We start from the raw sequence: 21,309 nt of genomic DNA, 5'->3' as shown, positions 1-21,309 counted from the left end.
AACTGATTCTCACCATAGCGATTTTGGTCTATTGGCAAACTGTATCTGCTAAGCAATATGACTTTGTGGTCTCTCAGGATGGATCGACAGACTTCTTGACAGTTCAAGAGGCTATCATGGCTGTTCCGGATTTCAGAGATTTACCGACAGTAATCTTTGTCAAATCAGGTGTTTACAAAGAAAAAATTTTACTTCCTACCACAAAGACCAAAGTCATCTTGATAGGAGAAGATGCTTTGAACACCATTTTGACATTCGATGATTATGCATCAAAACACAACCGTTTTGGGGAAGAGATGGGTACGACAGGATCAAGTAGTTTTTTTGTTTTCGGAGATGATTTTACAGCAAAGAATCTCACATTTCAGAACACTGCTGGGCCAGTTGGGCAAGCAGTAGCCATCAGAGTCACTGGAGACAGGGCATATTTTCAGCACTGTAGATTTTTAGGATTTCAAGATACGCTCTATGCTCATGGAGAAAGGAGCAGGCAATATTATAAGAGTTGCTACATCGAAGGGACTACGGATTTTATATTTGGCTGGTCTACGGCAGTATTTGAGGATTGTGAAATCTACTCCAAGGAGGGAGGTCAATACATCACAGCTGCTTCTACTCTTGAAGATGTGGCGCATGGTTTTGTGTTTATCAATTGTCGGCTAACTGGTGACGCGCCCGAGCGCAAGGTTTACCTTGGAAGACCGTGGAGGGTTCATGCCAAGACAGTTTTCATCAATACCGAAATGGGTGCCCATATTAGACCAGAAGGTTGGCACAACTGGAATAAACCAGAGGCTGAGTCGACTGCCTACTATGGAGAGTTCAACTCTTCGGGGCCAGGTGCTGATTCATCAGCTAGAGTTGCATGGTCGAAGCAATTAAATCAAAATGAAATTGCTGCTTTTTCTATAGCAGTAATCCTCGCAGGAAATGACGGTTGGACTCCTGGTGTCAACTTAGCCAATAAGCTTTGGCCTTCTGCACACCATAAAAATTAACACTTGTCGAAGCCTTACTTGCAAAGTAGAAGTGATCAATACATTAGCTGATAAATTCAAATTGAAACTCAACCAATAAACCCTATGAATAAAATGCAAAACCTCTTGCTTGCTGTGTTGATTGTAATGGTAAGTTGTACAGCACCTGTGGGATCGCAGGAAATCGCTTCTGGACTCATCGACAGCAATAGCATCTACGATAATGTAGAATTTGAAATGCCCAAAGTAAAGGAAGCAAGCTTTCCCGACTTTGCAGTAAATATCAAGGATTTTGGGGCAGTGTCTGATGGGATTACAAAAAACACTACTGCTTTTGCTCAAGCGATGGATAAAGTCTCAGAGCATGGAGGTGGGACGATCGTCGTACCTCGGGGAATGTGGTTGACTGGGCCTATCATTTTCAAGAGTAATGTCAATTTACATCTAGAAGCAGGAGCTTTGATTCAGTTTAGTAAAGATTTTGATGATTACCCTTTGGTTGAGACAAGTTTTGAAGGGTTGAATACGATCAGGTGTATTTCTCCTATATACGCGGATGGTGTAGAAAATATTGCCATTTCAGGTCCAGGCACTATTGACGGGAATGGCGATGCCTGGAGACCTGTGAAGAAAAGCAAAATGACAGGTACCCAATGGAAGAGTCTCTTGGCAACTGGAGGCCTACTCAATGAAAAAGGTGATATGTGGTTTCCTTCCGAGTCTTCACTCAAGGGTTTCCAATCGAGCTCTAATTTCAATGTTCCTGATCTGATTGAACCAAGTGAGTTGGAGTCGGTGAAAGATTTTCTTCGTCCGGTACTAGTGAGTATCAAAAACAGCAAGCGTATCTTACTCGATGGGCCTACTTTTCAAAACTCTCCAGCATGGAATATCCATCCGCTGATGAGTGAGGATATTATCATCCGCAACCTCAATGTAAGAAATCCATGGTATTCTCAGAACGGAGATGGCTTGGACCTTGAATCTTGTAAGAATGTATTGATTTACAATAACATCTTCGATGTGGGTGACGATGCGATCTGCTTCAAATCTGGCAAGGATCAAGATGGAAGAGATAGAGGTATGCCCACAGAAAATGTGGTCGTAAAGAATAACATCGTCTATCATGGTCACGGAGGCTTTGTGATCGGTAGCGAGATGTCAGGCGGAGTGAGAAATGTACATATTTCTCAGTGTACTTTTATGGGTACAGATGTAGGATTACGATTCAAAAGTACCAGAGGTCGAGGTGGTGTAGTAGAAAATATCTACATCTCAGATATTGATATGGTCAATATTCCCACAGATGTGATCAATTTTAATTTATTCTATGGAGGGAATTCGCCCGTGTTAGAATCAGATCAAAGTGCTGAACGGGAGGCTAGAAATGAAGCGCTTGTACAAGTAGATGAACGCACACCAGCATTTAGAAATATCTATATGAAAAACATCACTGCAACAGGAAGTGGTGTAGCAGCAAATTTCCAAGGATTGCCAGAGATGAATCTTCAGAATGTAAGCCTTGAAAATGCAGTCCTACAAGCTGAGAAGGGTATCATTGCTGTGGATACGGATGGGTTGATACTGAGTAATGTGACGGTCATTCCTAGCCAAGGGGCTGCACTGACATTTTACAATAGCAAGCGAATTGACATTTCCAATTTGCAATATACAGTGACAAATAGTCCTGCCATTTCGGTGATGGGAGAACTCTCTGAATCTATTCATATTGGTAAAGAGTCTATTAAGCAGCAAGCTGATTTGAAAATTTCCTCAGAGGTGAATGGCGAGATCATTAAAATCAAATAATATGAAAGTGTTAGCTGCACTCCTTTTACTAGGAGGATTGCTTTGCGCTTTTGATAGCGTCAAAGAAGTCCCTATCCGGATCTTTATGATTGGAGATTCTACCATGGCAGATAAGTCTTATGCACCAGGAAACCCGGAGAAGGGCTGGGGGCAGATTTTTCCTCTATATTTCAAGCCTGGAATAGAAGTGTTTAATCATGCTATCAATGGTAGAAGTACCAGAAATTTCCGTGCCGAGGGGAGATGGGATGTTGTCATGGCAGAGTTGAAGCGAGGGGATTATGTGATCATCCAATTTGGACACAATGATCAGAAGATAGACGACCCTAATCGCTATGCCTCACCTGAAGACTACAAGCAAAATTTGATCAGGTATGTGGAGGAAGCTAGCGCCAAAGGTGCAATTCCAATACTGGCTACACCACTCTCACGAAGAAGTTTTGATGAGCAGGGAGCCTTGAAAGATACGCACCTCAGCTATACAGAAAAAGTCAAAGAAGTAGCAGCAATGCTTGGAGTGACACTTTTGGATTTGAATGCAAAAAGTAGATCCCTGATTATGGATTGGGGAGAGGAAAAGTCTAAGGAGCTCTTTATGCATGTAGCACCTGGTCAATACGATAGATTTCCAGAAGGTATTGTAGATAACACACACTTTTCGCCAACTGGAGCTTTTAGAATTTGTGATTTAGTGGTAGAGGAAATGAAGCTCAAACTCCCTGAACTAGCCAAATTTTTCAAAAATTAATAAAGAGTCTTTGTAAAGGCTCTTTATTAATGCTAACGATTGCGCATAAAATATTTTTTAGACGTAATAAAAATTTATAATACTGGATTCTTTTTCCAAATTTTGTGAGCTAAATAGTTGCTATACATGTTTTTAATACCGTTAAGTAATATTTTTTTAAAAATATCTTGTGGTAAAAAATATTTATTCTTAATATGCAATCGATTGCGCAAATGATGTATAATATTTGCTTTAAAGGCAGTCAATATTAGTAACAATAAACCCTAAAAATACAGATGAAATCAGCTTTTTATTTACCTTTCTCCATTCATAGCGGATAGCTTTATTCCTTGACCTACCGATCACTCGGAAATGGACAAAATACCAAAGAATCAAATCTAACAATTAACCCTATATCTTATTGAAATGAACATTACTCTGAAAAATCTGGTGTCATACCGGAAATTGTTCCTTGTAGCCATACTATCGATATTTATGGTAGCTACGGTATTGGCACAAGGATCTGTGGTGAGGGGAACGGTGACTGACGAATCCGGAGAACCAATCCCTGGCGCATCTGTACTTGTCAAAGGTACTAGTATCGGCGTAGCAGCTGATATCAATGGTAAATACTCAATCGAAGTTCCGTCCAATGCAACTTTGATTTTCTCCTTTATTGGAATGGTGTCTAGGGAAGTCCAGATTGGTAATCAATCTGTGATAGATATCACGCTAAAAGAAGATATTGCGCAATTAGATGAGTACGTGGTGGTCGGTTATGCTTCTATTGAACGAAGGGACTTGACTAGCTCAGTATCCTCAGTCAACGCTAAGCAATTGGCAGATATTCCAATCAATTCAGCGGCGGAAGCACTTGCGGGTCGTTTAGCTGGGGTGCAAGTGACTGGATCAGAAGGTTCACCAAATGCAGAAGTACAAATCAGAGTTCGTGGAGGCGGTTCTATCACTCAAGATAATTCACCACTTTTTGTGGTAGATGGAGTACAGGTAGAAAATGCCCTCTCTGTTTTGTCTCCTCAGGATATTGAGTCTATAGATGTACTCAAAGATGCCTCTGCAACAGCAATCTATGGAGCTAGAGGCGCCAATGGGGTAGTGATCATCACTACCAAAGGCGGTACCGAAATGAAAACAACAGTTTCTTACAATGGCTTCGGCGGTGTCAAGCAATTGGCCAGAAAACTAGATGTAATGAATCCTTATGAATTTGTAAGGTATCAGCACGAAAGATCTAGAGGCTCTGAGCAAGAAAGAAACAACTTCCTCAACACCTATGGGAACTTCGGTGATATAGAAAATTACAGACAAGTTCCTTTTGTAGACTGGCAAGATGAAATCTTTGGTAGAAATGCCATTATGCAGACACATAACTTGAGTGTTGCAGGTGGTACAGTAGCTACTAAGTATAACCTATCTGTCACTTCCAATACTGAGGAGGGGGTCATGTTAGCTTCAGATTTTGATAGAAAATTAATCAACTTTAAGTTTGATCATAAAGTCAATGATAAACTTTCTGTAGGTTTCAATGTCCGCCACAATAGTACCACTGTAAATGGTGCTGGTACGGCTTCAGAGGGATCTTCTGCTACTAATAGACTTCGACATGCAGTAAAATACAGACCAATTTTAATGAATGGAAGTGATGTTACTGCTTTTGATCCAGATTATGCAGATGAGACCAATGCAAATTCATTGGCATTAATCAACCCAATCTTATTGACAGATGCTGAATACAGACAGCGTAAGCAAAGCGTGACAAACTTCAATGGAAGTGTCAATTATAAATTCAATGAACATTTTTCATTTAGGACTACCGTAGGTGTAGATTTTTCAGATATCAAAGATTATGCTTTCAATGATACCATCACTGGCCCAGCAAGACAAGTAGGCTCAGGTCAGCCGATCGCTTCCATCAGAAGAAATGAAAGAAGAATTCTGAACAATTCCAATGTCTTCACTTTCAGCACAGCCAAAATGAAGACGGCATTCACTGAGAAAAACAAAATTGACCTGCTACTTGGTCATGAGATCTTTGAGGAAGAATTTCGCATAGACTACTTGGAGTCAAGATTCTTTCCAATTGGAATCACTGCTGAAAGAGCACTTGGCAACTTGGCTCTCGGTACACCTCAGATCCCTACCTCCAATGTACAAGAGTCAAGGCTTGTTTCCTTTTTTGGCAGGGTAAATTATGCCTATGGAGACAAATTCTTATTTGCGGCTACTATGCGAGCAGATGGTTCTTCCAAATTTGCCCCAGGTAGAAAATGGGGTTATTTCCCTTCTCTATCAGGAGCCTACAGAATTTCTGATGAATCATTTATGGCTGGGGTATCTAATACAATTTCTGATTTGAAAATTAGAGCTTCCTACGGAGAGTCTGGAAATAATAGAATTGATAATTTCTTGTACTTGACCCAGTTTGGGCCAAATGCTTTCTATGGGTTCAATAATCAAGTTGAGGTAGGTTTTTCACCACTTTCTCTTGCTAATGAAAACTTGATATGGGAAACAACCATAGCCAAAAATATAGGTTTGGATGCAGGATTCTTGGGTGGAAGAATACAGTTTTCTATAGATGCTTACATCAATAACACCAGAAATCTCTTAGTGGAAGTACCTGTTCCTTCTACATCTGGATACACAGTACAAATCCAAAATGTAGGAGAAACATCAAATAGAGGTGTGGAAATTCAACTATCCGGCGCAGTGGTCAATAAAAGAAATTTCAATTGGACAGCAAGCTTCAATATTTCCCATAATATCAACAGGGTAGAAAACCTCGGTGAGCAATCTCAGTTCTTAGTTCCTTCAGGCTGGGCAGGTGGCAATGTGCCATTCGATTATGCGATTCAAGTTGGAAAGCCTGTAGGTACCATGTGGGGTCTAGTTACGGATGGATTCTATCAGATTTCTGATTTTGATTTTGTAGGTGGCCAGTATATTTTAAGAGATGGAGTGGCTGATAATAGAGGAATTACATCTATTGCACCTAGGCCAGGTAGTCTAAAGTTTAAAGATTTGAATGGAGATGGAGTTGTAGATGACAATGACAGAACAGCTATTGGTAATGCAACTCCAAAGTTCTTTGGTGGATTGAATCAGCAGTTTACTTACAAAAACTTCGATGCGAGCATCTTCATGAACTTTGTCTTGGGTAATGATATCTTAAATGCCAATAAGCTTGAGTTCTCTTCAGGATACACTCCAAATTCAAATTTGCTTGCGATCATGAATGATAGATTTACCAATGTGAACTCAGCTGGTCAAGTCGTGACAGACCCTACAGAATTGGCTGCTCTTAATGCAGATGCTAAAATATGGACACCATTGACGACTGCCTCTTCATTTTATATGCACTCTTGGGCAATTGAAGACGGTTCCTTCTTAAGGATCAACAATGTTACACTAGGATATACCTTACCTAATAAATTACTCCAACAGTATAAAATCCAAAGAGTAAGGTTCTACGCAACTGGTAACAACTTGGCGATATTCACAAATTATACAGGTTATGACCCTGAAGTAAACACAAGAAGAAGAACACCAATGACTCCAGGTGTAGACTATTCGGCCTACCCAAGAGCCAGAACATTCATTGCAGGTGTCAATATCACATTCTAATATCCATTAAAAAAAGATTTATAATGAATAGAATATATAGATTAACCTTAGCTTTGGTACTTTCACTTGGAACATTGACTTCCTGTGAAGACTACTTAGAAGTAGCTCCAGTTTCTTCCTTTGGACCAGACTACGTATTTAGTAATGTCACCAATGCCACTATTGCTTTGACAGGTGTGTATGCAGCACTTGGTGGTGATAATGGTTATGGAATCCGTCTTAGTATGTATTATCCGCTAGATGATGATATCATGATGGGGCAAGGTGGTAATCCTTTTCCAGACAACGAAAGAAGAGATATCGCTCATTACAATGTGCAGCCTTCAAATACTCAATTATTTAGACCATTCAATCAACTTTATCAAGGTATAGAGAGAGCCAATATCTGTATTACAGAGATTCCTAAAATGGCCATGTATATCAATGGTACTGAGTTTGAGAAAAGAGAGCTGAGAAGATTGCATGGAGAAGCGCTTACCTTGAGAGCTCAGTTTTATTTTGAATTGATCAGAAACTGGGGAGATATTCCTGCTCAGTTTGAGCCTTCAAGTACTCAAGAGGATCTTTTTCTTGGAAGGACAGACCGGGATATTATCTATGATAGAATCATAGAAGATCTTGGTCAAGCAGCTGAATTACTTCCTTGGGCTACGTCAGGATCTACCAATGAAAGAATCACGCAAGGAGCTGCTAGAGCTTTAAGGGCTAGAATTGCTCTTTTTAGAGGAGGCTACTCTTTGAGATTAGACAGACAGATGCGAAGAGGTGCCAATCATATACAGTTCTATCAGATTGCAAGAGATGAAGCTTTGGCCGTAATCAATAGTGGTTCACATAATTTGAACCCTTCTTTTGAAGCGGTATTTAAGGAAGGCCTATTAGCAAGAAGAAGAGAACCAAATCAAGAGATTCTTTGGGAACTAGCAATGACTGGCGGAGGAAGTGCTTTAGGTGATTCCAAGCTGGGTTATTATAATGGTCCAAGATGGAATAACCTTGGGAATTCAGCTTTGACTATTCTTCCTACTTTCTTCTATTCGTTTGATGAAAATGACCAAAGAAGGGATGTTTCTGCGGCACCTTATAATATCAATCAGGACTTCACCATCGTAGCGAGAACGCTCCAAACCATGGTGGATGGCAAATTCAGAAGAGACTGGATGACCAACCCAGTAGTGATCAATTCCAATGCACAGTACTTCGGTATCAACTGGCCAATGATCAGGTATTCTGATGTATTGTTGATGTTTGCTGAGGCAGAAAATGAAATCAACAACGGTCCTACACCTGCTGCTATTCAAGCTTATGAACAAGTTAGAACTAGAGGCTTTGGAGGTGATGCTTCTTTGATAGGCCCTACACCTACGACATACCAAGATTTCTTTGAAGCAATAGTTCAAGAGAGAGCTTTTGAATTTTCTGGTGAAGGAATTAGGAAATATGATTTACTCAGATGGAATCTTTTGGAAACTAAACTGAATGAAACCAAGGCTAATCTAGCTGCTATGGTAGCAAGATCAGGCCAATATGCAAATCTTCCTACCACAATGTACTTCGAGCCTGGAGTGAACCAATTGAGATGGTTGAACTCCTTCTATCAGCCTCAACCTACTCCTGCACCTGCAGGTTCTGCTTCTGTGGCTTGGGTTGGTAATGGAATCAATACTACCATTCTCACCTTCTACGCTGTAGGTTTTACCCCAGGTAAGAGCGAATTGCTTCCTTTGCACACCTCAATTTTGGATGCGAATCCGAATTTGAAGCAAGAATATGGTTATTAATTAAGCCCAAAAACCAATATCATGGACTATAAAATCAAAAATATACTCAAGTACCTGGCTTACTTATTGGTCATGGGTGCTTTGTTCAGTGCCTGTGCAGAAGTAGAGCCAAATTATGAAGTGCCTGATGACATGAAGCGCTTTAGACCTGTTAGAATTACAGGAGCAAATGGAGAGACTGCCGTGACACTGACATGGCCAGAGGCTCTCTTCACCGATCCAGGAGAAGTGAATTATAGAATTCAAGTATCTGAAGACTCCCTGTTTTCTAGTGTCGTATTGGAACGAGAAACAGTGGCAACTAGATTGGTTATCACTGATGATGACTTAGAGATCAACGTAGATTATTTCGCGAGAGTGAGGGCACTAGGAGTTTCCTCCGCCACAGATTCTGAATGGCAGAGAACCATGCAGTCTTTCAGAATTACTGGTGAGCAGATCTTCCTTCCGACTTTCGATAATGAAATAGGCTCATCTACAGTCCTTTTGAGATGGAGACCTACTTCTAATCCCACTCGAATTGTAGTCACGGATGCTTTAGAAAATACCACCGAGTTCATGATTTCAGATGCTGAGCGAGGTGAAGCACAGAAAATTCTAGAAGGTTTAACTCCATTGATGCAGTACACAGCTGAGATCTTTGAAGGTACTAGAACCAAAGGAACTACTTCTTTTGTGATGAAAGAAGAAAGTATTTTTGACATCATCTTGACTCCATCAAGTAATTTCAGAGAAATTGTAGAAGGCGCTGAGGATGGTGCTGTGATCGGGTTGGAACCTGGAACTTATGAAATCAGAGATAACTCTGGAGAGTGGGCTAACTTAAGAATTATTGGCAAAACAATTACGCTTCAGTCTGTTTCAGGTGACCCTACTGATACCAAGGTGCTTTTCAGAGAATTTACCTTCACTGAATCAGGAGCTGGCCTTACTGTCAATGGAATTACTTTCGATGGAGGGCCAGGAAGTGGCGCATATTTCCTGAATTTTGCTGGAGGTGCTGCTACCTTTACAGATATTATTGTTGACAATTGTATTGTAGAAAATGTAGCTACTTCCTTTATGCGAGCCAATAGAGCTGGTAATAACGAGCACAAAATGAACTTAATCAAAGTATCAAGCTCGATTTTGAGAAATCATAACGTGGACAACTATCATATATTTCATTTGGATAAATTGGAGTTTAGAGAGATCCAAATCACCAATTCAACCTTTGCATCCATTGGTAGTAGAGGCTTTATAGGCTGGGCCACAAATTTGACCATGCCGTTTACACCTAAAATAACTGTCGATAGAGTTACCTTGAATGGGTTTGGGTCACGAAATAGAAACGACAATTTGCTAGATGCAAATAATAATGCGATAGAATTCTCAATGACCAACTCTATCATCACCAATATGCCTTACGAAGATCAGACAGTAGGAGGCAGATTGATCAGAGCCAATTCAAGTTCGCAGATTGTCTTGAGCCACTCGAATCTCTTCAATTTGACCACAGGCGGTGCTGATCCAGCTGATGCCACCTTGCAGACTTACGTACAGACCTCTAATCTACTCAATGTGGATCTAGGTTGGAATTCTAGAACCACGAATCTGACTTTGCCAGCCAACTCTCCTCTGAGAACTGCAGGTACTACTGGTGGACCAATCGGAGACCCTAGATGGGCTTTCTAAGGAAATAAAATTGAGTTAAATTACAAACCCCTGGCTATGGGACAGCAGCTAGCCTGTTGTTCCATAGCCTTACTTGTTTGAAAGACAAAAAATGAAAAAATTATTGATACCCATTTTCTTCTTTTTAATTTCCTTTTCCTGCTCAGAAAGAGAGGAAATCGATCCTATAGAAGAAGAACCTATCCATGTCTTTGATCCAATCCAAGAAGAGGCCTTTGCATTCCCAGGAGCTGAGGGATTTGGAAATAAAACAACCGGTGGCAGGGGAGGAAGGGTGATCAAAGTAACTAATCTCAATGACAGTGGGCCAGGTTCCTTGAGGCAAGCCATCATTACTCCCGGGCCGAGAATTATCATATTTGAAGTGTCAGGTTATATAGAACTAGGAAGTCCTATTGCCATCAGTAATGGCAATGTCACCATCGCTGGACAAACTGCCCCAGGAGATGGCATTACTTTGAAAAATCAATCCTTGATTGTAAATGCAGATAATGTCATCATTCGGTTTTTAAGATTCCGACTTGGAGACAAAGGCGGTGCTGAAGCAGATGCTATGGAAGGAAGGTACAAGAAAAATATCATCATCGACCACTGCTCCATGTCCTGGTCCACGGATGAGGCAGCTTCTTTTTATGGCAATGAAAACTTCACCATGCAATGGTGCATCCTTTCGGAAAGCCTGACCAATTCGATTCATGAAAAGGGTTTACATGGCTACGGCGGTATATGGGGAGGGAAAAATGCCAGCTTTCACCACAACCTCCTAGCACATCATGACAACAGAAACCCTAGATTTGACCATCCAGGTGTTTATAATAACAATAATAGGCCTGAAGACCTACGTGGCGTAGTTGACTTCAGAAATAATGTAATCTACAATTGGGGAACAGATGCTTCTTATGGAGGAGAAGCAGGGACTTTCAATTTGGTCAATAACTACTACAAGCCAGGACCTGCAACCAAAAACAAAAACATGTTTCTCAATGCTTATAAGCAAGCCTCTAATAGTGCCCCTATTTTCGGTTATGGGAAGTTTTATGTTGCGGGCAATGTATTTCATGGCAATGCCAATATCACCAATGACAATTGGCTCGGAGTCGTGGCAAAGCAAGGCACAGTGGCAGATAAAAACAATCTAAAATTGGATAATCCATTACCATTTGGCAACTTGAGCTTCAATCACAGTGCGGAAGAAGCGCTTGAAAAAATATTGGCTTATGGTGGAGCTAGCCATCACAGAGATGCGGTAGATATCAGGATACTAGCAGATGTCAAGCAAGGTAACTACACTGCCGAAGGATCACGTGGCAGTACCAATGGCCTGATAGATAGTCAGGATGATGTAGGAGGCTGGCCGATGTTGTCAAGTCTACCTGCACCCTTGGACACAGATGGTGATGGCATGCCCGATGAATGGGAAAAAGCCAATGGCTTAGACCCTAATAAGGATGATGCCAAAGAAAGAAATCTAAGTACAGCTTATGATAACATAGAAGTGTATATCAATAGCCTTGTCAAAGCAATCACAGAAAAACAGTATGGGAAGGATGAAGGGAATTAGTTATTAGTTGATTGAGTTAATTAGGTTAAAGGTGTGTTTGCTAAGGGTTAGGAGGTGCCTAGGAAGCAAAGGAGAAAGAAAAAAAGGATCTCACTAAGAATCAGTGCATTTAGCAACATACCCAATCTACAATCGCTCCGACCCCTAAAGGGCAACAATCCAAAATCTCCCCGGTCCCTTGGGACTACAATCTAAGATCTAAGATCTACAATCCAAACCTTATAATTTTAAGTCAATTGTCCAACCTCTATGAATCGTTACATCACACTTTTATTTTTGATTATCATATCAACTGCTTGTAAAGCACAAGTTCTGGATAAGGCAGCTGCTGCGCTTGATTTTGAACAAGTTTTAGCTTTTCCAGGAGCGGATGGATTTGGCAAATATACTACTGGAGGACGTGGAGGAGATGTTTTCATAGTATCTTCCTTAGCCGATGATGGGCCGGGTTCTTTGAGAGAGGCGATTAGAAAGCATGGACCACGGACGATTGTATTTGCAGTAGCAGGTAATATTGAATTGAAATCTGAATTGGACATCAACAATGGAGACCTGACCATAGCCGGTCAATCTGCACCTGGTGATGGGATTACGCTACAAAACTATCCCCTCAAAATAAAAGCAGACAATGTCATCATTCGCTTTATCAGAAGTAGACTAGGAGACCTGTATGAAGTAGAAGATGATGCCATGAGTGCGACACGAAATAAGAATATCATTATTGACCATTGTTCTCTCAGTTGGGCGACAGACGAATGTGGGTCATTTTATGATAACGAAAACTTCACCCTACAATGGTCTATCATATCAGAAAGTCTCAATAGATCAGTTCATGCCAAAGGTGACCACGGCTATGGAGGTATTTGGGGTGGTATGAAAGCATCATTTCACCATAACTTGATCTCCAATCACAACAGCAGATTACCCAGATTCAATGGCTCAAGATATCATAAGCAGCCTGATCTGGAAATTGTAGATTTCAGGAACAATGTCATCTACAACTGGAAAAGCAACAGTTCTTATGCTGGAGAGCTCGGAATGCATAACATCGTAAATAATTATTACAAGCCAGGACCAGCTACACAGTCTAACCAGACAAGGATCATTGAGCCATATAAGCCGTTTGGTACTTTCTTTATTCAGGGAAATATAGTGGCTGGAAGCAAGGAAGTTTCAGCCGATAATTCACTAGGAGTTCATGGCGTATCAGCTGGCAAAGTTTTGGTCAAGAGTCCTTATCCTAGTGTTTTGGAGTTTCAAGAGACTTCAGAGGAGGCATTTGAATCTGTATTGACTTTTGCTGGAGCTAGTCTGTCGAGAGATCAAGTCGATCAAAGGCTTACTCAAGAGGCAAGGACTGGAGAAAGTGAATTTGGAAGAAATAAAAATGGCATCATTGATTCTCAGACAGAAGTAGGAGCCTGGCCTATCTTGAATAAAGGTGAAAGCTTGGTAGATTCTGATCAAGACGGAATCCCAGATCTTTGGGAAGTAGAAAATGGTTTGGATCCAAGAGAGCCAGAGGATGCCAATGCCAATGACTTGCACCCAAAATACACCAATTTGGAAATTTACCTCAATAGTCTAGTGAATCATTTATATCCAAAAGGAGTAATTTTAGGTAGGGATTAATTTTTGAAATATGCAATTTCTAAACTAGATGAACAGGATTTGTAATCTTATTCATACTGAACTATCTTCATTTTAAAATCTTAATTCATAAATCTAAAATTCTCATGCCAGCACTTGTAGTAGTAGAAGTAGAAATTCATGATCCTGAAATGTACGAGGAGTACAAAAAACTAAGTTTACCAGCAGTTGAGGCTTTTGGAGGTCGTTTTGTAGTCAGAGGAGCTCAGACAGAGTCCTTAGAAGGCGACTGGAACCCTCAGCGTTTTGTGGTTTTGGAGTTTCCTTCCGTAGCTAGAGCCAAAGAATGGTGGTCTTCAGAGCAATATACAATTGCCAAAAAAATCCGGCATCAAGCTTCCCATGGTAAGATGCTCGTAGTGGAGAGTGTATAGAAGTGCTTATCACCAGATAGGGCATGATGAAAAATGCCAACAGGAGAATAAATTCTTTAAATCTTGAAGAATACCTCGTTTATAAAGTGTTTTCTTTTAAGCAGGTGCAAGCTTATTCAATGATCTACCTTGATTTCCGTATTCCTGAAAATTTCAAAACTCGAAATTTTCAAGCTAGTCTCAGGCATACCATCTTCTTCATTTGGCTAATTCGAAGTATAGGTATATATCTTCATTCGCCCGCTTTGAACCTGGCATACCTGAGACTTTTTCAGCAAGCCCTATACAATGAAAATGTGCCAAGCATCAAGACCTTCAATTCTTAACACTTGGCATTTTTTATAATCTACAATCTACAATCTCCCCGATCCCTCGGGGCTAAAATCTCCAGTTATTCCCTACAAAGACACCCCTCTTTTCCAAGGAATAAAATCATCTTGACCTAATTTTTGAGCTTTGGTTTTGACTTTACCGCTAGCTACTTGGATGATAAACTCTAGCATTTCTTCGCCCATTTCTGGGATTGTTTTTTCACCTGATATGATTCCACCTGTATCCACATCGATGATGTCGGGCATTCTTTCTGCGAGTTTGGTATTTGAAGAGACCTTGATAACAGGAGTCACGGGGTTTCCCGTCGGAGTACCTAGTCCAGTGGTGAAAAGAATAATATTAGCTCCTGAGCCAGCCATTGCAGTAGTGCTCTCTACGTCATTACCTGGGGTGCAGAGTAGATTCAAACCTGGTTTGGTGACATATTCTCCATAATCCAATACATCTACTACGGGGGAATTGCCTCCCTTTTTGGCTGCACCAGATGACTTCATGGCATCAGTGATCAAACCATCTTTGATATTGCCAGGTGAAGGGTTCATATCAAAACCTGAGCCTACTGCTTCTGCTGATGCAGCATAAGCTACCATCAATTTGCTGAATCTTTCGGCAATGTCGTGATTCACACATCGGTTGATCAATTCTTGCTCTACCCCGCAGAGTTCTGGAAACTCTGAAAGTATAGTCTTGCCTCCCAATGCCACTAACAAATCTGAGACATGACCTACTGCTGGATTGGCGGAAATACCAGAAAATCCATCAGACCCTCCACATTCTAGCCCTATGGTCAATTTGCTCAATGGTGCAGGTTTCCGCTCTTCCTGATCGGCCTCAGCCATAGCAAGGAAGGTTTGCTTGATTGCTTGAGAAAGCAGATGTTGCTCAGTACCTTCTTTTTGCTGCTCTAGTAAGATCACAGGCTTTTCGAAATGAGGATTAATTTGATTAATTTTTTCTTGGAGAATGGCAGGCTGGGCATTTTGACAACCAAGACTCAACACCGTGGCTCCAGCTACATTAGGATTGTTGATGTATCCAGCAAGCAGGGCGCATAGCGTATCGGAATCTTGTCTGATGCCACCACAGCCACCTTGATGAGTCAGGAATTTGATACCATCTATATTTTTGAAAATTCGCTGCTCATTTTCAGCTAGAACTTCTTCTACATGGAGACTGGAAATAGCAGCTTTATTTCCTGATTTGTACAAACTGGCCATTTGTTGCACAAGGCTTTTGAAAGGGTTAGGTTTGCTGAAACCAAGCTCTTCTACAAAGGCGTCTTTGATGACTTCCACATTTCTATTTTCACAGAAAACCAATGGAATCACTATCCAATAATTGGCAGTTCCTACTTGCCCATCTTTACGGTGGAAGCCATTGAAGGTGCGATTTGCAAACCTGCTAATATCAGGACTTATCCATCCTGTTGTCTCTGTTTTTTCACTGAAAGAATTGGCTTCATGATGCACATTTGTAGTTGTTAGGACTTCGCCTGCGTCAATATCACTGACTGCCTTGCCGACGATTGATCCATACATATAGACATAATTACCTTGAGCAATTGGGCTTATTGCAAACTTATGCTTGGCAGTAATTTGGTTTTTGAGCAGTATATCATTTCCTTTGAAATTGACAATGTTTCCCGCTTCCAAATCGGTCAAAGCTACCAACACATTGTCATCAGGATGAATTTGTAAAAACTTATGGTTCATTAATTTTTTTGTTTATATTGCGCAATCGATTGCACAATTTATGCAAAAGAAAAGGAAAAAAAAATTCTATCGTAGTAATTTAACTCCCAGAAATAAAAAATGATGAAAAAGAAGGTTATTACCCTTGGGGAAGTGATGATGCGATTGAGCACATTCGGTCATGATCGTTTTCTTCAAGCCGATCAGTTCAATATTGTATATGGTGGTGCTGAAGCAAATGTAGCTGTTTCTTTGGCTCAATGGGGGTTGGAAACTTACCATGTTACAGCTTTTCCTGACCACGATTTAAGCAGGGCTGCTATCCAATACTTGAGACAAGTAGGAATCAAGACAGATTACGTTTATCAATCCGAGGGAAGGCTTGGGCTTTATTTTCTAGAAAATGGAGCCATGCAACGTGCTTCAAAAATCATCTATGATCGATTTGATTCCGCCTTTGCCAAATTTGATGCTAGTCAAGTAGATTGGGATAGTGTATTTGACGGAGCGGATTGGTTTCATTGGACAGGAATCACGCCTGCCCTTTCTCAAAGTGCGGCTGATATGACTTTGGCAGCTTTGAAAGTAGCTTCTTCTAAGGGACTTATGATCAGTGGAGATATCAATTACAGAAGAAATCTCTGGCAATATGGTAAAGGACCTCTTGAAGTTATGCCTGAGTTGATTCGGTATACATCGATCATAGTTGCTGGTTTGGCTGACTTTGACAATTGTATGGATATTCAAGCGGATGATTATGAACAAGCTTGCATTCAAGCCAAAAAGGATTTTCCTCAGATCAAATACATTACCACAACTGAGCGAGAGTCAATTTCTGCCTCTGAAAATGAGCTAAGTGCCCTTCTATGGAATAGTCAAAACCTCCTTACCTCCAAAAAATATCAAATGAGCCATATTGTAGACAGAGTGGGTGGAGGGGATGCATACATGGCAGGTTTGATTTATGGCTTGCTTCACCTATCTGATCAAGATGCTTTAGAATTTGGAGTAGCTGCATCAGTGCTGAAGCATAGCATTCCGGGTGACGCCAACCTTGTCAGCCTTGAAGAAGTCAAATCTTTGGTCAGAGGAGAGCATGTTGGCAAACTCCTAAGGTAAGGAGGGGGGAAATAAGAAGGATGAAGTAAGAAGTAAGAAGTAAGAAGGATGAATCACTATTAGTCATCAAATCAAAAATAATCCCTTCGTGTCTTCGTGCCTTTGTGGCCATTAAAAAAAGGTGAAAATTCTATGCCCGTAGAGACGAAAAGATTCTCTAAGTAATATCATGATCTTTCTAACAGTTTAATTTCCAAATTCGTCAATCGGGATGAATTCTTATAATCTTTCAATCTACAATCTCCCCGATCCCTCGGGGCTAAAATCTGAAATCCACAAACCAATGACCCACCAAAACAAAATTCTTCAAAGCATGTCAGATACTGGAATGATTCCAGTATTCAATCATAAGGATATTGAAGTTGCTAAATCAGTATTGAGGGCTGCTTATGAAGCAGGTGTTAGAGTTTTTGAATTCACTAACCGCGAATCCAATGCCTTCGAGGTTTTTAAAGCACTTAAAATCTACAGCGAACAATTTGAAGGTTTGTATTTGGGAATAGGCACTATATTTTCTGTTGCAGATGTTCAGAATTTTATTCATGCGGGGGCTGATTTTATTGTTTCCCCAGCACTAATTCCTGAGGTAGCACATTTTTGTAATATGAAAGGACTACTTTGGGTCCCAGGTTGTGCTACAGTGACCGAGGTTTTTCAAGCCAAGTCTTTAGGAGCAAAGCTGATTAAGGCTTTTCCAGGGAATCTCCTTGGTTCAGGGTTTATCAAAGCAATAAAGTCTATCATGCCTGATGTACGCATCATGCCGACAGGAGGAGTAGAACCTACGCAAGAGAATCTGTCAGAATGGTTTACTTCAGGCGTGTTCTGTGTAGGGATGGGTTCTCAGCTTTTTGACAAAAAAGTCATTACGGAAGGACAGTATGAGATACTTCAAGAAAAAATTAATACTACCTTGACATTGATCAAGCATATCAGGTCTTAGGACCACAAACCCAAAATACATCGCAAATGAAATTGAGAATTTGCTACCTTATTGCTATCGCTTTCTTTATGCTCTCTGCTTGCAAAGGCCCTGGAGGTGTGCGTGTGATCAAGCTTGGTCATGGACTAGGCGTCACTCATCCAGTTCACGAAGCCATGGTTTTTATGGCTAAGCGACTTGAAGAGAAGTCCAAAGGAGAGATGATTATCAAAATTTACCCCAATCAGCAACTCGGTTCTGAAAGAGAGCTGGTAGAATTGCTCCAAATCGGCAGCTTGGGAATGACCAAAGTTTCTTCCGCAGTGATGGAAAGTTTTGCGCCTAAATTGCAAGTGTTGAGCATGCCTTACCTTTTCAAAGATGATGCACACCGTGACCTAATTCTGAAAGGTCCTATAGGTCAGCAACTTCTACTAGATGGAGAGGACTTTTGGCTGAGAGGGCTTTGCTACTATGATGCGGGTAAGCGTAGTTTTTACACCAAAAATAAGCCCGTAGACTCTCCTGAAGACTTGAAAGGGCTGAAAATTAGGGTGATGGAAAGTAATACAGCCATCAACATGGTGAAGAACTTTGGAGGTTCTCCTACACCAGTGTCTTATGGAGAATTATATACAGCATTGCAGCAAGGAATCGTAGATGGAGCGGAGAATAACCCTCCTAGTTTATTTACATCTCGACACTACGAAGTGTGTAAGTTCTATTCTATCAATGAGCATACTGCTATCCCTGACATCATGATCATCAGTACCAAAGTATGGAATCTACTCTCTGATCAAGAAAAGCAATGGCTCCAGGAAGCAGCAGATGAATCTGCGGAATTTCAATATAAAATTTGGGCAGAATCAGTGGAAGAATCCTTAGCAGAGATGGAAAAAGCTGGAGTGACAATAATGTATCCTGAGCACGAGGGTTTCAGGATGGCAGTAGAAAGTATGTACGAGGAACTGAAAGTGACTCAGCCAGAACTAGCAGCAGTAGTAGCGCAAATTCGAAAAACCCAATAAATCTGAAAATAGAATTTTAGCATGTTTAGTGAAAAATCAAAAAATCAAATTGACAAGGTAATCGCTACCACTTTGGTCTTGTTGATGGGGCTAATGGTTGTGAATGTGACTTGGCAAGTTCTATCAAGATATATTCTGCAGAGTCCCAGCTCATTTACAGATGAACTTTCTAGGTATATGTTGATATGGCTAGGAATGCTAGGATCGGCCTATGTAGCGGGTCAGAATCAACACTTGGCTATTGACATCGTTTTGAGAAAATTGGAAGGTCTAGCTAAAATCAGGTTACAGATTATGATCAATGTGCTGGTGGTTATTTTTGCTGTCATTGCCATGGTACTCGGAGGTAGTAATTTGGTCTATATTACCTACATGCTAGGACAAAAATCAGCGACATTGCAGATTCCACTAGCCTATGTATACGGTGTCATTCCTTTTTCTGGCTTGTTGGTGATCTATTATCAGCTGAGCTTTACTTTTCTACTGATTCGTAACCCCAAAATAGCATAAGATGGAGTATATCAGCATTATCATACTCGTATTGACATTTATCACTTTGATGGGGATAGGTGTTCCAGTTGCTTGGAGTTTAGGATTGTCTAGTTTATTGACTTTGATGGTATCTGTGGCTTTTGTGCCATCAGCGACCACCATTGCCCAAAGAATGGGGACTGGTTTAGATAGTTTTTCTCTCTTAGCTATTCCATTCTTTGTTCTAGCTGGTGAGATCATGAACAGGGGTGGAATTGCCAACAGGCTCATCGAACTGGCTAAGGCTATTACTGGGCGACTTCCAGGTGGGTTGTTATATGTAAATGTCATTGCTGCCATGCTTTTTGGGGCTATTGCTGGATCAGCTGCTGCAGCAGCTTCTGCGATAGGAGGAATTTTGGGTAAGAGAATGGAAAAGGAAGGCTATCCCAAAGAACTCGGAGCAGCTGTCAATATTACTTCTTCTACTACTGGACTGATTATTCCGCCATCTAATATCTTGATCGTCTATTCATTGGCATCTGGAGGTGTATCTATTGCTGCCTTGTTTGTAGCAGGATATGTACCTGGAATCTTTATTGGTCTTTTATTGATGCTAACGGCAGCGATATTTATCAAAAGAAAAAACCTTCCCGGCGGAACAAAGACTAGTGTAAAGGAATTGACAGCAAAGTTTTTTAGGGCATTTCCAAGTTTAATGCTTCTAGTGGTTGTGATGGGAGGAATAGTAGGAGGGGTGTTCACGGCAACAGAAGCATCTGCCATTGCGGTGATTTATACGCTAGGTCTATCTTTTTTCTATAGAGAGTTGAAATGGAGGGAACTACCTGCAATTTTATTAAAGTCTTCTGAGACCACAGCCATAGTGATGCTGCTAATTGCTACATCCATGAGTATGTCTTGGGTAATGTCGAGCGAAGATATTCCGCAATCAATTTCTTCTGCATTGCTCTCTGTAAGTGACAATGTATGGGTGGTTCTTTTGCTGATCAATCTACTCTTACTGTTTGTCGGAATTTTCATGGATATGACTCCAGCCGTATTGATTTTCACTCCTATTTTCTTACCAATAGTTACAGCTTTAGGAATAGATCCTGTTCATTTTGGGATTATTATGATTTTGAACCTCTGTATAGGTCTCTGTACACCACCTGTAGGTTCGGTACTTTTTATTGGTGTTGGTGTCGCTCAGACAAGTATTGAAAAGGTTGTCAAACCATTGCTTCCTTTTTTTGTTGCAATGATCATAGGATTGATTGTCATCACCGCATGGCCTGGGTTGACGCTTTGGCTCCCAAGATTATTCGGTCTCTGATATAAGACGTTGATTCAATGGTTAATAAACGAAGTAAGAGGCTAGCCTGTGGTTAGTCTTTTTTTGTTTTGTTGTCAAACCATGTAGGTGTTTTTTGTAAATATTTTGAAGCTGTTTTTTAAGGAGTTGTTTTCTAATGTGTTACTTATTTCAAACAATGCTTTAAAAAGATAAATCCTTGGATACTTTCAAATTTTAAACTTTTTGAATA

15 protein-coding genes are annotated in these 21,309 nt (G+C 40.6%); 14 read left to right on the top strand and 1 reads right to left on the bottom strand.

Translation table 11 applies throughout. From position 1 onward, the window contains the following. Positions 1–2 precede the first annotated feature (2 nt). The 9 genes from CHB66_RS00150 to CHB66_RS00110 all read left to right on the top strand — a co-directional run bounded on the left by CHB66_RS00150 (position 3) and on the right by CHB66_RS00110 (position 14,198). Positions 3–998: a pectinesterase family protein gene (locus CHB66_RS00150; protein ID WP_394335267.1), complete on the top strand. Its 996-nt coding sequence runs from the start codon at positions 3–5 to the stop codon at positions 996–998. 93 nt (positions 999–1,091) lie between these two features. Then, positions 1,092–2,786 carry a glycoside hydrolase family 28 protein gene (locus CHB66_RS00145; protein WP_089237405.1) on the top strand — a complete coding sequence of 565 codons (1,695 nt, stop codon included), beginning with the start codon at positions 1,092–1,094 and terminating at the stop codon, positions 2,784–2,786. 1 nt (position 2,787) lies between these two features. Next, on the top strand, positions 2,788–3,534 hold the full coding sequence (locus CHB66_RS00140; protein ID WP_089237403.1) for a rhamnogalacturonan acetylesterase: 747 nt from the start codon (positions 2,788–2,790) through the stop codon (positions 3,532–3,534). Positions 3,535–3,963: 429 nt separating this feature from the next. Beyond that, positions 3,964–7,158: a SusC/RagA family TonB-linked outer membrane protein gene (locus tag CHB66_RS00135; protein ID WP_245812627.1), complete on the top strand. Its 3,195-nt coding sequence runs from the start codon at positions 3,964–3,966 to the stop codon at positions 7,156–7,158. 23 nt (positions 7,159–7,181) lie between these two features. Next, a complete protein-coding gene (locus CHB66_RS00130; RefSeq protein WP_089236753.1) occupies positions 7,182–8,939 on the top strand; it encodes a RagB/SusD family nutrient uptake outer membrane protein in 1,758 nt (585 codons plus the stop codon). 21 nt (positions 8,940–8,960) lie between these two features. After that, a complete protein-coding gene (locus CHB66_RS00125) occupies positions 8,961–10,613 on the top strand; it encodes a DUF4957 domain-containing protein (RefSeq protein WP_089236751.1) in 1,653 nt (550 codons plus the stop codon). A gap of 91 nt (positions 10,614–10,704) precedes the next feature. Further along, the gene (locus tag CHB66_RS00120; RefSeq protein ID WP_089236749.1) at positions 10,705–12,174 is read left to right on the top strand and encodes a pectate lyase; all 1,470 of its coding nucleotides are present in this window, start codon (positions 10,705–10,707) and stop codon (positions 12,172–12,174) included. 249 nt (positions 12,175–12,423) lie between these two features. Next, entirely contained in the window at positions 12,424–13,806 is a 1,383-nt protein-coding gene (locus CHB66_RS00115) for a pectate lyase family protein (RefSeq protein ID WP_089236747.1), read from the top strand. Between the two features lie 104 nt (positions 13,807–13,910). After that, the gene (locus CHB66_RS00110; RefSeq protein ID WP_076501037.1) at positions 13,911–14,198 is read left to right on the top strand and encodes a DUF1330 domain-containing protein; all 288 of its coding nucleotides are present in this window, start codon (positions 13,911–13,913) and stop codon (positions 14,196–14,198) included. 398 nt (positions 14,199–14,596) lie between these two features. Here the strand turns inward: CHB66_RS00110 and CHB66_RS00100 are convergent, their stop codons facing one another. After that, positions 14,597–16,243, bottom strand: coding sequence for a UxaA family hydrolase (locus CHB66_RS00100; protein WP_089236743.1), 1,647 nt, complete (start codon positions 16,241–16,243; stop codon positions 14,597–14,599). A gap of 102 nt (positions 16,244–16,345) precedes the next feature. Here CHB66_RS00100 and CHB66_RS00095 point away from each other — a divergent pair, with 102 nt between their 5' ends. The 5 genes from CHB66_RS00095 to CHB66_RS00075 all read left to right on the top strand — a co-directional run bounded on the left by CHB66_RS00095 (position 16,346) and on the right by CHB66_RS00075 (position 21,098). Next, the gene (locus CHB66_RS00095) at positions 16,346–17,341 is read left to right on the top strand and encodes a sugar kinase (protein WP_089237401.1); all 996 of its coding nucleotides are present in this window, start codon (positions 16,346–16,348) and stop codon (positions 17,339–17,341) included. 313 nt (positions 17,342–17,654) lie between these two features. Then, positions 17,655–18,284, top strand: coding sequence for a beta/alpha barrel domain-containing protein (locus CHB66_RS00090; protein WP_245812626.1), 630 nt, complete (start codon positions 17,655–17,657; stop codon positions 18,282–18,284). 26 nt (positions 18,285–18,310) lie between these two features. Next, entirely contained in the window at positions 18,311–19,291 is a 981-nt protein-coding gene (locus tag CHB66_RS00085; protein ID WP_089236741.1) for a TRAP transporter substrate-binding protein, read from the top strand. A gap of 21 nt (positions 19,292–19,312) precedes the next feature. Beyond that, positions 19,313–19,801 carry a TRAP transporter small permease gene (locus CHB66_RS00080; protein ID WP_089236739.1) on the top strand — a complete coding sequence of 163 codons (489 nt, stop codon included), beginning with the start codon at positions 19,313–19,315 and terminating at the stop codon, positions 19,799–19,801. A 1-nt stretch (position 19,802) separates the two neighbouring features. Continuing rightward, positions 19,803–21,098 carry a TRAP transporter large permease gene (locus tag CHB66_RS00075; protein ID WP_089236737.1) on the top strand — a complete coding sequence of 432 codons (1,296 nt, stop codon included), beginning with the start codon at positions 19,803–19,805 and terminating at the stop codon, positions 21,096–21,098. Positions 21,099–21,309: the final 211 nt, after the last annotated feature.

It is taken from the genome of Belliella buryatensis (assembly GCF_900188245.1).
GTDB classification, from domain to species: Bacteria; Bacteroidota; Bacteroidia; order Cytophagales; family Cyclobacteriaceae; genus Belliella; species Belliella buryatensis.
This window is presented reverse-complemented; position numbering and strand designations above follow the sequence as displayed.